Origin of the sequence: Pedobacter petrophilus (genome assembly GCF_009674725.1) — a bacterium.
Lineage (GTDB): Bacteria > Bacteroidota > Bacteroidia > Sphingobacteriales > Sphingobacteriaceae > Pedobacter > Pedobacter petrophilus.
This window is the reverse complement of sequence record NZ_WKKH01000003.1, coordinates 36,596-50,426: the sequence shown is the minus strand read 5'-3', so window position 1 is coordinate 50,426 and position 13,831 is coordinate 36,596. Positions and strand designations below refer to the sequence as shown.

General features: G+C 37.5%; 15 protein-coding genes. 12 read left to right on the top strand and 3 right to left on the bottom strand.

Annotated elements, in window-relative coordinates:
- The first annotated feature begins 197 nt into the window (after nucleotides 1–197).
- Nucleotides 198–3,074, top strand: a complete 2,877-nt coding sequence (gene gcvP / locus GJU39_RS02530) for an aminomethyl-transferring glycine dehydrogenase (protein WP_154279120.1) — start codon at nucleotides 198–200, stop codon at nucleotides 3,072–3,074.
- Nucleotides 3,075–3,276: 202 nt separating this feature from the next.
- Here gcvP and GJU39_RS02525 read toward each other — a convergent pair whose 3' ends face one another.
- Together GJU39_RS02525 and GJU39_RS02520 are read right to left on the bottom strand one after the other, a co-directional pair.
- On the bottom strand, nucleotides 3,277–3,639 hold the full coding sequence (locus GJU39_RS02525) for a VOC family protein (RefSeq protein WP_154279119.1): 363 nt from the start codon (nucleotides 3,637–3,639) through the stop codon (nucleotides 3,277–3,279).
- Nucleotides 3,636–3,941 carry a GNAT family N-acetyltransferase gene (locus GJU39_RS02520; RefSeq protein ID WP_342448170.1) on the bottom strand — a complete coding sequence of 102 codons (306 nt, stop codon included), beginning with the start codon at nucleotides 3,939–3,941 and terminating at the stop codon, nucleotides 3,636–3,638. Before GJU39_RS02520 ends, GJU39_RS02525 begins: the two co-directional genes overlap by 4 nt.
- A 524-nt stretch (nucleotides 3,942–4,465) precedes the next feature.
- Between GJU39_RS02520 and GJU39_RS02515 the strand changes: the two genes are divergently transcribed.
- The gene (locus GJU39_RS02515) at nucleotides 4,466–5,053 is read left to right on the top strand and encodes a YceI family protein (RefSeq protein WP_154279118.1); all 588 of its coding nucleotides are present in this window, start codon (nucleotides 4,466–4,468) and stop codon (nucleotides 5,051–5,053) included.
- Between the two features lie 180 nt (nucleotides 5,054–5,233).
- Here the strand turns inward: GJU39_RS02515 and GJU39_RS02510 are convergent, their stop codons facing one another.
- Entirely contained in the window at nucleotides 5,234–6,001 is a 768-nt protein-coding gene (locus GJU39_RS02510; RefSeq protein ID WP_154279117.1) for an MBL fold metallo-hydrolase, read from the bottom strand.
- 53 nt (nucleotides 6,002–6,054) lie between these two features.
- Here GJU39_RS02510 and recJ point away from each other — a divergent pair, with 53 nt between their 5' ends.
- From recJ to GJU39_RS02460, 10 genes are all read left to right on the top strand, one after another.
- A complete protein-coding gene (recJ, locus tag GJU39_RS02505; protein WP_154279116.1) occupies nucleotides 6,055–7,755 on the top strand; it encodes a single-stranded-DNA-specific exonuclease RecJ in 1,701 nt (566 codons plus the stop codon).
- An 87-nt stretch (nucleotides 7,756–7,842) separates the two neighbouring features.
- Nucleotides 7,843–8,583 (top strand): LPS export ABC transporter ATP-binding protein, encoded by a 741-nt coding sequence (gene lptB / locus GJU39_RS02500; RefSeq protein WP_154279115.1) that lies wholly within the window; start codon nucleotides 7,843–7,845, stop codon nucleotides 8,581–8,583.
- Between the two features lie 9 nt (nucleotides 8,584–8,592).
- Complete coding sequence (locus GJU39_RS02495) at nucleotides 8,593–10,113, top strand: GH3 auxin-responsive promoter family protein (protein WP_154279114.1); 1,521 nt, start codon at nucleotides 8,593–8,595, stop codon at nucleotides 10,111–10,113.
- Nucleotides 10,114–10,155: 42 nt separating this feature from the next.
- A complete protein-coding gene (locus tag GJU39_RS02490) occupies nucleotides 10,156–10,371 on the top strand; it encodes a hypothetical protein (protein WP_154279113.1) in 216 nt (71 codons plus the stop codon).
- Between the two features lie 151 nt (nucleotides 10,372–10,522).
- The gene (locus GJU39_RS02485; RefSeq protein WP_245227653.1) at nucleotides 10,523–11,152 is read left to right on the top strand and encodes a DUF2306 domain-containing protein; all 630 of its coding nucleotides are present in this window, start codon (nucleotides 10,523–10,525) and stop codon (nucleotides 11,150–11,152) included.
- On the top strand, nucleotides 11,152–12,042 hold the full coding sequence (locus GJU39_RS02480; protein WP_154279112.1) for a YARHG domain-containing protein: 891 nt from the start codon (nucleotides 11,152–11,154) through the stop codon (nucleotides 12,040–12,042). The genes GJU39_RS02485 and GJU39_RS02480 overlap by 1 nt, the downstream gene beginning before the upstream one ends.
- Nucleotides 12,043–12,059: 17 nt before the next feature.
- Nucleotides 12,060–12,488 carry a YkvA family protein gene (locus tag GJU39_RS02475; protein ID WP_154279111.1) on the top strand — a complete coding sequence of 143 codons (429 nt, stop codon included), beginning with the start codon at nucleotides 12,060–12,062 and terminating at the stop codon, nucleotides 12,486–12,488.
- Nucleotides 12,472–12,792 (top strand): DUF2752 domain-containing protein, encoded by a 321-nt coding sequence (locus GJU39_RS02470; protein ID WP_154279110.1) that lies wholly within the window; start codon nucleotides 12,472–12,474, stop codon nucleotides 12,790–12,792. The genes GJU39_RS02475 and GJU39_RS02470 overlap by 17 nt, the downstream gene beginning before the upstream one ends.
- Nucleotides 12,793–12,795: 3 nt before the next feature.
- A complete protein-coding gene (locus GJU39_RS02465; RefSeq protein ID WP_209437579.1) occupies nucleotides 12,796–13,263 on the top strand; it encodes a CCC motif membrane protein in 468 nt (155 codons plus the stop codon).
- Nucleotides 13,264–13,363: 100 nt separating this feature from the next.
- Nucleotides 13,364–13,774 (top strand): BrxA/BrxB family bacilliredoxin, encoded by a 411-nt coding sequence (locus GJU39_RS02460; RefSeq protein ID WP_154279109.1) that lies wholly within the window; start codon nucleotides 13,364–13,366, stop codon nucleotides 13,772–13,774.
- The last annotated feature ends 57 nt before the right edge of the window (nucleotides 13,775–13,831 follow it).

Sequence of the window (13,831 nt, the reverse complement as noted above, 5' to 3'; positions counted from 1 at the left end):
TAAACAAAATATTTCATAGGTTAACTTCCGGCTGATCGCGGTATAATTTTGAAAGTGATAAAAAATTAGCTTATCCTACTAAAAACCTAGATTTTATCTATTGTTTAGCTACGAAAATATGACGATTGGGAGTGCTTTTCATGCTTAAAATAGGTGCCTTTTTGTTACCTTTGCGGGAAATTTATTATTCATACCGCATGAGCTTAAATATCCATTACAAGGAAGATTTTCAAAATCGTCATATCGCACCCAATGAGGCAGATACAGCCGAAATGTTGGAAGTTGTTGGCGTAAATTCAATTGATGAGCTGATTGAACAAACAGTTCCGGCAACGATTCGGTTAAAACAACCGCTCAACTTGCCTGCAGCAAAGTCAGAAACTGAATATCTTGGTGCTTTAAAACAAACTTCATTGTTAAATAAAGTCTTCAAAAGCTTTATCGGTCAAGGTTATTATGATACCATTACGCCAGGGGTAATTTTGCGTAATGTGTTCGAAAATCCGGGATGGTATACGCAATACACGCCCTACCAGGCAGAGATTGCGCAGGGTCGTTTACAGGCATTATTGAACTTCCAAACCATGGTAATTGATTTAACCGGAATGGAAATTGCCAATGCATCACTTTTAGATGAAGGTACTGCAGCGGCTGAAGCCATGTTTATGCAGTACAGCACGCGTAAAAATCAGGCGGCTAAAAAGTTCTTCGTTTCCGAATTGCTTTTTGCACAAACCATTGATATTTTAAAAACGCGTGCCAATCCATATGGTATAGAATTGGTTATTGGCAGTCACCTGGATTTTACTGCTACGGAAGATTTCTTCGGTGCAATCGTTCAATATCCGGCAGGTAATGGTGAAGTTTTCGACTATAAAAATTTTGCTTCAGAATTACACAATCAAAATATTAAATTAACAGTTGCTGCTGATATTTTAAGTTTAACCTTATTAACGCCTCCGGGCGAATGGGGAGCTGATATTGTTGTAGGAACTACACAACGTTTTGGTATTCCGATGGGTTTTGGTGGCCCGCATGCAGCTTTTTTTGCAACTAAAGAAGAATACAAACGTTCAATCCCGGGCCGGATCATTGGTGTAACCATTGATAGCCATGGCGATTATGCTTTACGCATGGCTTTGCAAACCCGCGAGCAACACATCCGTAGAGATAAAGCAACGTCAAACATCTGTACCGCTCAGGCATTATTGGCTATTATGGCTGGTTTTTATGCAGCATATCATGGGCCAAAAGGATTAAAAGCCATTGCAGAACGTACACATGGTTTGGCAATCAGCTTAGCATCAACGTTGAAAGGTTTAGGCTTTGAGCAATTAAACTCAGCTTATTTCGATACGATTCGTTTCGACTTGGGCGATTTAAAAGGTGGTATCCAATCGGGTTGTATTGATAACGAAATCAATTTAAACTACGTTGGTAATGTAGCCACGATTTCTATCGACGAAACAACCACTTTTGCTGATGTAGCTTTAATTGCTAAAATCTTCGCGAAAGTTAAAGCAATTGCTGCTGATGAAGTTGAAGTGGTTGAAAACGTAGAAACGGTTATTCCATCAGCTTTACAACGTACTTCGGATTATTTAGCACACCCGATTTTTAATTCGCATCACTCAGAACATGAAATGTTGCGTTATATTAAATCATTAGAAGCAAAAGATTTATCGCTTTGCCACTCAATGATTGCTTTGGGAAGTTGCACCATGAAATTAAATGCAACAGCAGAAATGATTCCGGTAACCTGGTCTCACTTCGGTCGCGTTCACCCATTTGCACCAGCTGATCAGGTATTGGGGTATTACTCGGTTTTCAATGAACTGGATAAATGGTTGAGTGAAATTACTGGATTTGCAGCAATGAGTTTACAGCCAAATGCTGGTGCTCAGGGCGAATATGCTGGTTTAATGGTCATCCGTGCTTACCATCATGATAGAGGAGATTTCCACCGTAATGTGGCATTGATTCCTGCTTCTGCCCATGGTACAAACCCTGCTTCTGCGGCAATGGCCGATATGAAAATTGTGGTAGTTAAGTCTTTAGAAAATGGAAACATTGATGTGGAAGATTTAAAGGCAAAAGCAGAATTGCATAAAGACAATCTATCTTGTTTGATGGTTACTTACCCATCAACCCATGGTGTATTCGAAGAAAGCATTATCGAAATTTGTGAAACTGTTCACGCTAACGGCGGACAGGTTTATATGGATGGTGCGAACATGAATGCGCAGGTTGGGTTAACAAGCCCGGCAAATATTGGCGCCGATGTTTGTCACCTAAACTTACACAAAACCTTTTGTATTCCTCACGGTGGTGGTGGTCCTGGTATGGGCCCAATTGGTGTGGCGAAACATTTGGTTCCATATCTTCCTGGTCACGCAGTGGTTGATATTGATAAAGGAAAATCTATTTCTGCAGTTTCATCTGCGCCCTGGGGTTCAGCATCAATCTTAATTATTTCTCACGCTTATATTGCCATGATGGGGGCTGAGGGTTTAACCAACGCTACTAAATATGCAATCTTAAACGCGAATTATATGAAAGCTCGTTTAGAGCAACACTATCCGGTACTTTATTCAGGTGCTCAGGGTCGTTGCGCACACGAGATGATTTTAGATTGTCGTTCATTCAAGGCTTTTGGAATTGAAGTGGTAGACATTGCGAAACGTTTAATGGATTATGGTTTCCACGCACCAACAGTTTCATTCCCCGTTGCAGGTACCTTAATGGTTGAGCCTACAGAATCTGAACCTAAACATGAGTTAGATCGTTTCTGTGATGCGTTAATCGCGATTAAAAAAGAAATCAATCAGGTAGAAAATTTAACTTTCGATAAAGTTGATAACCCACTGAAAAATGCACCTCATACCGTTGCTGTAATTACAGCTAATGATTGGGAGCATGCCTACAGCCGTCAGACTGCTGCATTTCCGCTACCTTATGTGTTAGCGCGCAAGTTCTGGCCATCAGTTGGACGAGTGAATGATAGCCATGGCGACCGCTCTTTAATTTGTGCTTGTCCGCCGGTTGAAAGTTATTTAGAAGAAATAGTACCTTAATAAGGTAGAGGGTAGAAAGGTAGAAGGTGAAAGGTTTGCCTTTTCACCGCCTTACCTTAAGCCTTAGTTCGTGGGTTAGCAAACCAATAATCTGCAAGTTTTTGTGAATTCATTCATCAGGCTTGCAGATTTTTTGTTAGTCATCATATTAAGGTATGAATATTGGCATCATTTATATTCATTAGATGACTATCAATTAAGCTCATTTAAACTCCCCGAAATGCCATAAAATTCCTGAAGGATCATGAAGGAAACATTCGCTTCCCCAATCTTCTTTACGGACAGGACTCAGCCTCACGTTTTCATATTGGTCAGGCAGGTTCAATGCCAGTAATTCCATATAAAACTGGTTAATATCTTCAACTTCCATAAAAATCATGGTATTGTCTATCCAATCCTTAACATAAGCCTTTTGTAAATAAAAAGCCAGGTTACCCATAGTAAAAACTGACATTTGATCGCCTAAGGTAACTTCTTCAAAACCTAAATCCCGATAGAAATTTCTTGATGTTTCAAAATTTTTGGAGCCAATAAACGGACGGATTGATTTTACTTTTTGGTTCATAGTATTAATTTTTTAAATAAGTAAATTCGTTTATGACCAGTAGGAAAGTCATTTATTTCTCCAATCTGCTCATATCCATTTTTAAGGTAAAATCCTTCAGCTTGAAAATCGAATGTATCAAGTATAGAAATGGTTGCTCCTTTTTCAATGGCAAGATTTTCTACATGTTTTAAAAGTTTTGTGCCCATTCCAGTTTTGCGATAATCTTCTTTAACCCAAAGTACTTTTATTTCAAGTCCATTCCAACAACCAATCCCAGATAATATTCCTCCAATTTCAACATCATTATCATCTTTTACTATAAAATCTAGTGCTGTCCACGCATTGCTTAAAGCAGCAACTTAACTTAGGGTTGTATTCATTTATTCCATTAATTATCTTTTTTGCATCTTCTTGTTTACAATGTTCTATATTAAATTTATTAGTCATTTTAATTTTTTGGAAATGGTTATTCAAATATATTGAAATCTTTAATTGTTTGGCGTTTTGGTTTTTAGCAAACTGAGAATAGTAGCAACAGCTTTTGTTATTTAAACGGGATTGGAATGATATACTTTTTTGTTGCAATACTTCGAAAGGCTTAGCATGAAAATTGCAAAAAAAAGATTTAATGTAAAGCCCGACTAACCTAGATCTTGATTGCTGACATTGCTTTCCAAAATATCAATTTCTCATAAAAAAGTAAACTAATTAAACCTTTTGTATAATATCACAGTCCATAGAATGATTTTAAATAAATCCCTTATTTTTGAAAAAGTTAACATAGGTTAATTATAATGGATGATCCTTTATAATATCTTTGTATCACAATTAAAAAAAACCAAACATGAAATTAAAAATCTCTTCAATCTTTTTATTAGTGGCAGTTGTATCATTGTCAGCTTTCAAAAGCCCGGTTAAACCAGTAGCTTATACTGTTGATGCGGCAAAATCTACCATCACCTGGATTGGTAAAAAAGTAACAGGTTCTCACAACGGAACAATCGGCTTACAATCAGGTACTTTAAATGTTGATGGTAAAAAAGTAACTGGTGGAACATTCACTATCGATATGAACTCTATTAAAGATGCAGATGGTAGCGCGAAATTAGAAGGTCACTTAAAAGCAGATGATTTCTTCGGAACAGCTAAATTCCCAACTTCAACTTTCGTAATTACTAAAGTTGCAGGTTCTGGTGCTGCGTTAACGGTTACAGGTAACTTAACTATTAAAGGCATTACTAAACCAGTAACTTTTCCAGCTACTGTTGCCGTAAATGCTGATGGTACTGTTTCTGCATTAGCAGGAAAAATTACTGTAGACAGAACTAAATATGATATCCGTTACGGTTCAAAATCATTCTTCGATAGCATTGGCGACAAAGCGATTGATGATAACTTTGAAATCGGTGTTAAATTAGTAGCTAAAAAATAATTTCCCTTGTCTTGGAAAAATAAAAAGGTCTCGATGCAAATCGGGACCTTTATTGTTTAATTATTTTTTTACCACCATCCAGGGATCTAAGTTATATATAAGCCTAGGTTCTTTAAGGGTGTAAATATTTGTCTTGGTCTTTAAGCTTTGGGCTTTACCTTTAGCCTATAAGCTTAAAAATTATCTAATCTTAAAGCCGCCCTCAATTTCCTCAACAAAACCTGTAGCCTGGTCTTTACTGTGATAGAATAAACATTCCCAGTTTTCTGCAGCGGCTCTTTTTCCAAATTCTTTGCGGAGTTCCATCGCTTTGCGGCCATCGAAATCATATTTCGCAATAAAATTCTTGATCAGTTCTGCAGGCTCTGGTAAAACATCACCTCCAAAAAAGACTTTTTCATTTCCTTCTGTTAGTAGAAAAACCTGGTGATATGGACAATGTGCACCTGTCAGTTCATAGGTTATACTTTCATCTAAATTACCATCACCCTCCACAAATTTTAGCTGTGCATTGCGTTGAACAATATCAAAAATATCGGTGTGGTAAGAACTGGAAGTGCTGCTAAACGCAGTTTCCCACTCCCCACGATTCATTACATATTCTGCATCAGGGAAACTGAGTTCATATTTTCCATCAGCATGTTTATGAACCATTCCACCAGCGTGGTCGTAATGTAAATGCGACATTAAGACCTTTGTTACATCCGTAGGATCAAAACCCGCATTGCGGATGTTTTTATGTAAAATCAATTCTCCCTGGTCATCGCTGAAGCCCAAACCTGTATCAAAAAGGATTAGATCGTTTTTCAACTCAACCAAAAAAGGCTGAACATTGATAAAGAGAGATGCTGGTCTGTCTTTGAAATTATGGATAGCAGAATCGAAAGGAATAAATTTTTTCGTTGCATCAACCGAATAGGTTCCTTCGAATAGGGTGTGAACTTGCAAGGTAATGGAGATTTAAATTAAAAAAGTATATTTACTGTTCGGAAACAAATATAATGGAAAAAAGATGGGTGCCGACATCAATTTGTAATGATGACACGGTAAAGAAAATAGCGGAACAACTTAATATAGACAGATCATTAGCTCAAATTTTAGTACAAAGAAACATTTGCGACTTCGATCAGGCCAAATACTTTTTCAGACCAGAACTGGCTCATTTACACGATCCTTTTTTGATGAAAGACATGGATAAAGCTATTCATAGAATAGAAAAAGCATTATCTGAACATGAAAAAATTCTCATTTATGGCGATTATGATGTAGATGGAACAACTTCTGTAGCACTTGCCTACAGTTTTTTCTCGCAGCTAACCAAAAATATAGAATATTATATTCCCGATCGCTATCTGGAGGGTTATGGGATTTCTACGGCAGGGATTGATTATGCAAACGACAACGGGTTTTCACTTATTATTGCATTAGATTGTGGCATTAAATCTTTAGATAAAGTCGATTATGCGAACAGTTTTGGAATTGATTTTATCATTTGCGATCACCATTTACCTGGTGATGAAATTCCGAAAGCAGTTGCGGTTTTAGATCCAAAGCGATTGGATTGTGAATATCCTTTTAAGGAATTGGCAGGTTGCGGAATTGGCTTTAAGCTGGCGCAAGCCTATGCACAAAAACACGCCATGCCGAGCGAAACCTATCTCCAGTATCTGGACTTAGTAATGGTAAGTATCGCTGCCGATATTGTGCCTGTTGTTGGCGAGAACAGAATTTTGGCTTATTATGGTTTAAAAAAACTCAATACAAACCCTTGCGAGGGCTTAAGAGCATTAATGGAGGTTTCTGGAAAAACAGAGAACTACACCATTACAGATGTCGTATTTACGTTAGGCCCCAGGATTAATGCTGCGGGTAGAATAGACCATGCGAAACATGCAGTTGCCATGTTGCTTTGCCAGGTAGACAGCAATTCTTTAGAGCAAAGCGAATCGATCAATCTTAAAAATACAGAGCGTAAAACATACGATCAGGATATTACCCGCGAGGCTTTGGCTTTAATCGGCGATAGCGATATTCTGATTAACCGTAAAACTACTGTGGTTTTTAATGAAAACTGGCATAAAGGCGTAATCGGGATTGTAGCATCAAGGTTAACTGAGAAATATTATCGCCCAACAATTGTGCTGACCAAATCTAACGGACAGGTAGCGGGCTCATGCCGTTCTGTTGTTGGGTTCGATTTGTATGAGGCCTTAAGCGGATGTGCCCACCTTCTGGATCAATACGGAGGGCATAAATTTGCCGCTGGTTTAACCATGCAGGAACATAATGTGGAAGCTTTGGCTGATAAGTTTGAAGAAATTGTTTCGGCCTCCATTACCGAAGAATTGCTGACACCAATGATTAAGATTGATGCAGAGATTGAATTGGCGCAAATTGATGGTAAATTCTTTCGGGTTCTATCGCAAATGGGTCCTTTCGGACCTGAAAATTTGTCTCCGGTATTTTTGTCAAATAAGGTTTATTTAGACCGGGCACCAATGGCAGTTGGTGCAAATCATTTAAAAATTAATATAAAGCAACAAAATTCGCCTACTTTTGAATGCATCGCCTTTGGCTTGGGAGAATTTCAAAATCTTTTACAACCAAAGGTGCCATTTTCTGTTTGTTATACAATTGAAGAAAATGTGTGGCGGGAGAAACGCAGACTACAATTAAATATTAAAGGAATAAAAGTTAATTAATTAAATAGAATCGTCATGCTGAATTTGATTCAGCAACTTAATTTAGAAAGATCCTGAAATAAATTCAGGAGGACGAGCGATCGAAATATGATATTAAGAGCCGAAAATCTGGTTAAAAAATATAAACAGCGAACCGTTGTTAACGATGTATCCTTTAGCGTAAGCCAGGGTGAAATTGTAGGCTTGCTTGGCCCGAATGGCGCTGGTAAAACTACTTCATTTTACATGATTGTTGGTTTAATTAAGCCAAACGAGGGGCGTATTTTTTTAGAAGACGAAGACATTACGCAAGATGCGATGTACCGTAGGGCACAAAAGGGGATTGGTTACCTGGCACAGGAAGCATCGGTATTTAGGAAGCTTACCGTAGAAGATAATATTTTGGCTATTTTAGAAATGAGCAGCCTAACCAAAGAGGAACAAAAAGATAAGCTGGAAGAATTGATTAACGAATTCAGCTTACATAAAGTTCGTAAAAACCGCGGCGATTTATTATCTGGAGGGGAGCGGAGAAGGACTGAAATTGCCCGTGCACTAGCAGCAAACCCTAATTTTATTCTTTTAGATGAGCCGTTTGCAGGGGTGGATCCAATTGCAGTAGAAGAAATTCAAAGTATTGTAGCAAAACTAAAACATAAAAATATTGGTATTCTAATTACCGATCACAATGTTCAGGAAACCCTTTCCATTACAGATAGAGCATATCTGCTTTTCGAAGGAAAAATTCTCGAACAAGGTGTTCCGGAGGTGTTAGCAGAAAATGAAATGGTTCGGAAAGTTTATCTGGGTTCAAACTTTGTATTGAAGCGCAAAAAATTTGATATTTAATTACAGAGCATGGCGATTGTAAATTCGATTTTTACCTGGCTGATGAAAAAGCGGATTCATCAGATCGAGCTTTTTATGAAATATCCCCATGATGTGCAGCAGGAATGGTTTCATAATTTAATTGATAGTGCGGAAAATACCGAGTGGGGTAAAATGTATGATTATAAATCTATCCTTACGCCTCAGCAATACCAGGAACGCGTTCCTATTCAGAATTACGATACCCTTAAGCCTTACATAGAAAGAATGTTGGCCGGCGAACAAAACATCTTATGGCCGTCAGACATTAAATGGTTTGCCAAATCATCAGGAACCACAAGTGATAGAAGTAAATTTATTCCGGTTTCAAAAGAATCTTTAGAAGAATGCCATTTCAAAGGCGGCAAAGATATGCTCTCCATTTATTGCAATAACCGTCCGGATAACCAAATGTTTACCGGAAAAGGATTGGTCTTGGGCGGAAGCCATCAGGTAAATCAACTCAATGAAGATTGTTTTTATGGTGATTTATCAGCTGTGCTGATTAAGAATTTACCAATCTGGGCTGAATTTTACCGTACGCCCGATATGTCTATCGCTTTGATGGATAATTACGAAGTGAAAATGGATCGGATGGCAGAAGCCACCATTCAGGAAAATGTAACCAGCATTTCAGGAGTACCAACCTGGACTATTGTACTGGCTAAAAAAGTACTTGAAATTACAGGGAAAAGTAACTTATTAGAGGTTTGGCCAAATCTGGAAGTCTACATTCATGGTGCGGTGAATTTCGCCCCATACCGCGAACAATTTAAACAGCTCATCCCCTCATCTGAGATGTATTATCTGGAAACTTATAATGCATCCGAGGGCTTTTTTGGCATTCAGGACCAGGATAATTCTGAAGAAATGCTACTGATGCTGGATTATGGTATCTTCTATGAATTTATTCCAATGGAAAATATTGGAGAAGAAAATCCGGCAGCCTTGTTGCTGGGCGAGGTAGAACTGAATAAGAACTACGCCATTGTAATCTCTACAAACGGAGGTTTGTGGCGCTATATGATTGGCGATACCATCCAGTTTACTTCGCTTTCACCTTATCGGATAAAAATAACCGGCCGTACCAAACACTTTATTAATGCATTTGGCGAGGAAGTGATTATTGATAACGCAGAGCAGGCTTTGAAAAAGGCTTGTCAGAAGACTGGTGCAGAAATTAAAGATTATACTGCTGGTCCGATTTATTTTGCTGGCGAAAAAGCCGGTGGACATGAATGGATCATTGAGTTTGATAAACAACCACAGGACTTTGAACAGTTTGTGGATGTAATGGATCAAACCCTAAGGGAGATAAACTCAGATTACGACGCCAAGCGCTTTAAAGATATGGCCTTGTGCAGGCCCAAAGTACATAATGCGCCGGCAAATACATTTTACAATTGGTTAAAAGCGAAAGATAAATTAGGCGGACAACACAAAGTGCCGCGTTTGGCTAACGAACGAAAATATGTTGATGATATTTTGGAAATGATGAAAGTTTCTGTATAATATTTATTGATTATATTTGTATTTAGTTGAAATTAATGAAGTATGGAAGCTACCGGAAGATTGACAAATATCCAATCAGAACTATTGAAAGTATTTCAATATAATTTGCCGGATACTCAATTGAGAGATATTAAGGAAATGTTGGCAAAATATTTTGCTGAATCTGCATCTAATGAAATGGATAAACTGTGGGATGAACAGAATTTAGATGAACAAACTATTGAATCTTGGAAAAATGATCATCTAAGGCAAAAATAGTATCAATGAAAGTGATACCAGATATTAATGCACTGCTTGTTTCAATTCCGAGAAAATCTAATCAAATAGATTTTCCAAGAATACAGATTTTAACAATCGACGAATTTCTAGCGATAGTTAAATAATTAACCAGTTTTTAAAAGAAAATAAATTGAAAAGAACAATCAATTATTTCCAAATCGCCTGGCTATTATTCTTTACGTATTTTTTTCTCCTCATGCTGCAGATCACGCTTCGTTATCTTCCAGTTGGAAGCGAAGTGGCTTTCCTGCAGATTAAACAAACAGAAGTATTAAAAAACAGTGCTTACCTGCCCATTTTTTATATTCATGTGTACAGTGCAATATTCGTTCTGCTCGCCGGGTTTACGCAGTTTAATCCTAAAATTTTAACACAATACCCATCACTGCATCGAGCGGCTGGCTATCTGTATGCAGGTTTTGTATTGTTGTTCGCAGCACCATCCGGCATCTATATTGGGTGGTTTGCCAATGGTGGTTTAATCGCCAAAACTTCGTTCATTATATTAGGCATGCTATGGTTTTGGTTTACCATAAATGCTATCAAACTAATCATTGAAAGAAAGATTAAAGCGCATAAAAATATGATGTACCGAAGCTTTGCACTTGCAACTTCGGCCATAACATTAAGGCTTTGGAAAGTTATTTTAGTATATTTATTTCATCCAGCCCCTATGGATGTTTACCAGGTGATTGCATGGTTAGGCTGGATTCCCAATTTATTAATCGCCGAATGGCTGATCAGAAAAAAAATTATATAATGAAAAAAATCTTAATGCTCTCTATTATCGCTATCTCAATGATGGCCTGTAAAGACACTAAAAAGCCTGCAAAGGTGAGTCCGGCGAAGACTGCTATTCCCCAACAGGAAATTCACAAAGAACTTTATGGTTTTTGGGTTGGTAATTTTGGAACAACGGAGGAACTGGAATACCAGGATGATATGTCAGACGCAATAAAAAAGCTGAACATCAATATCAAAAAAATTACCAGAGATACGGTAATTGCCCAAAGCGTAGTTTCTGGAAATAGTCGCCCGCTGTTGGGTAAAATTTCTGAAGATGGTGGTACAATTACCTTTATTTTACAAGAGCCGGGGACAGATAAATACGACGGGAAATTTGAAATTACATTAGTAGGCGATACCCTGATTGGAAAATGGAACGCCTATAAAACCGCACTTGAATGGCCGGAAAAGAAATTTAAATTACTAAAAAGAGCATTTGTTTATAACGCAAACCTGATGTTGCCAAGTGAAATAGTATACATAGACTGGAGCGAACATAAAATGGTGAAAACCTTGGATACTTTGGAGGATGGTACAATAGATTCTCTGGATGCCAACACTTTTTACCGAAGTGCCTCTGAAAATATTTTTAAAGTAAATGCTTCCAATACCCTACTTAAAGAAGATGACCTAAAGAATTTGAAAAAACTTGATTTACAAATCATTAAAAATACCATTTTTGCAAGACATGGCTATGCCTTTAAAAAGCAGGTATTTAGAAATTTTTTCGACCCTGTGGAGTGGTATGTGCCTGTTAAAAATAATGTAGATAACGATTTAACTACCATTGAAAACAAAAATGTGAAGTTATTAGATCGCTTTACTAAATATGCCGAGGATAATTATGACACTTTTGGCCGTTAATTTGTGAGGCATTTAGCATGAAGTTGAACAGACAGAAAATATTGGATTTTTTCAGAAAATCTGAGAATAGGGCAACCGTAATACTGAACGATAAATCAAAAGCCAATAAAACCATTAAAGATGCTTTAGGTAAAGCAATTACCAATAAGGGAGCATTAGATGGCGTTTGGGCAAAGATGGTGCTGTTATTTGGGGTGGCAAAAGACTATGTGAACGGTGATTATACTGAAATTCCAAAGAAATCTATTGTAGCCATTTTGGGTGGGTTAATTTATTTTTTGTCGCCCATTGATATCGTTCCTGATTTTGTACCATTTCTAGGATTTATTGATGATATTTTTGTACTTAATCTGGTTTACAAACAAGTAATCAACGATTTGGAAAAATATAAGGAATGGAAAGATAGTCAGTTACAAATTATGAATATTGATGGTAGCACAGTCTAGTTTTTTTGATTGGCTGAACCATCACTTGTTTACCTGCCCTTTTAAGGCTCATTTTGGTATTGATTGCCCCGGATGTGGATTCCAGCGATCGGTCATTGCTTTATTAAAAGGAAATTTTTTGGAATCGCTGAAGTTATATCCGGCAACAATTCCATTTTTATTTGTTATCATTTTTATGCTGGTGCACCTTAGGTACGATTTTAAATTCGGTGCACAGATTATAAAAATTACTGTTGCAACTATTGCAGTAATTATCTTAATCAATTACATTTATAAAATATATACTCACCAACTTATCATCTAAATTATGTCAGAAGAACAGGAAAACCCTCAGGAAAACCAACCAATTAATTTAAATAAAAGTGAAACACCAGCAGGAAATACTGGAAACACTGGTTTTGCAACGCCACCTCCATTTCAACAAGCTCCACCGTTTGGGCAGTTTGGAGGTGGAATGGGACATCAAAATTTACCCAACGCCACGGCGGCATTGGTTTTAGGCATTATAGCAATTCCCGCCTGCTGTTTTTACGGCATATTTGGTTTAATTTTCGGAATTATCGCGTGGATTTTGGGTGCTGGGGATATGAAGAAATATGAGCTAAACCCTACTTTTTACACAGAATCTTCCTATAAAAATGCCAAAGCGGGGAAAATTTGTGGAATGATTGCAACTATTCTGAGCCTGGTATTTATCGTTTTGGTAATTCTGGTAATTATGGGCGCAATTACTCATCCGGCTGCTTACGACGAGTTTTTTAAAGGAATACATTAACAGGTTGCTAATTTTACCTAAAAAATATAAATCGGATGACACATGCCATCCGATTTTCTTATTTTTGTATTATTCAAATTGTAAATAAAAACTAACGATAATGTATCCAGAATATTTAGTAGAACCAATGCGTAAGGAATTAACTAACGTAGGTTTTGAAGAATTAAAAAGTGCAGAAGATGTAGATCAGGCTATCAAAGGCGAAGGAACTGTATTGGTTGTTGTAAACTCGGTATGTGGTTGCGCAGCGGCAAACGCTCGTCCGGCAGCAAGAGCAGCAGCCGTGCATGAAAAACACCCAAATAAATTGGTAACTGTTTTTGCAGGTATGGAGAAAGAAGCTGTAGATAAAGCAAGAAGCTATATGATGCCTTTCCCTCCATCATCACCAGCAATGGCTCTTTTCAAAGATGGCAAATTGGTTCACATGATCGAACGTCATCAAATTGAAGGCAGACCAGCGCAAATGATTGCTGATAACCTGATTGGTGCTTTCGAGCAATATTGCTAGTTTGGAAGAACGATAAAAGAACAAAGAGTAAGGATTAAAGACATGGCGTCTATAATC

Bases quoted from the DNA above. Each gene is read 5' to 3' on its own strand.
- GJU39_RS02495 (WP_154279114.1), top strand. From the start codon at position 8,593: ATGGCGATTGTAAATTCGATTTTTACCTGGCTGATGAAAAAGCGGATT.
- GJU39_RS02525 (WP_154279119.1), bottom strand. From the start codon at position 3,639: ATGAACCAAAAAGTAAAATCAATCCGTCCGTTTATTGGCTCCAAAAAT.
- GJU39_RS02480 (WP_154279112.1), top strand. From the start codon at position 11,152: ATGAAAAAAATCTTAATGCTCTCTATTATCGCTATCTCAATGATGGCC.
- GJU39_RS02490 (WP_154279113.1), top strand. From the start codon at position 10,156: ATGGAAGCTACCGGAAGATTGACAAATATCCAATCAGAACTATTGAAA.
- GJU39_RS02475 (WP_154279111.1), top strand. From the start codon at position 12,060: ATGAAGTTGAACAGACAGAAAATATTGGATTTTTTCAGAAAATCTGAG.
- gcvP (WP_154279120.1), top strand. From the start codon at position 198: ATGAGCTTAAATATCCATTACAAGGAAGATTTTCAAAATCGTCATATC.
- GJU39_RS02470 (WP_154279110.1), top strand. From the start codon at position 12,472: ATGGTAGCACAGTCTAGTTTTTTTGATTGGCTGAACCATCACTTGTTT.
- lptB (WP_154279115.1), top strand. From the start codon at position 7,843: ATGATATTAAGAGCCGAAAATCTGGTTAAAAAATATAAACAGCGAACC.
- recJ (WP_154279116.1), top strand. From the start codon at position 6,055: ATGGAAAAAAGATGGGTGCCGACATCAATTTGTAATGATGACACGGTA.
- GJU39_RS02465 (WP_209437579.1), top strand. From the start codon at position 12,796: ATGTCAGAAGAACAGGAAAACCCTCAGGAAAACCAACCAATTAATTTA.
- GJU39_RS02515 (WP_154279118.1), top strand. From the start codon at position 4,466: ATGAAATTAAAAATCTCTTCAATCTTTTTATTAGTGGCAGTTGTATCA.
- GJU39_RS02460 (WP_154279109.1), top strand. From the start codon at position 13,364: ATGTATCCAGAATATTTAGTAGAACCAATGCGTAAGGAATTAACTAAC.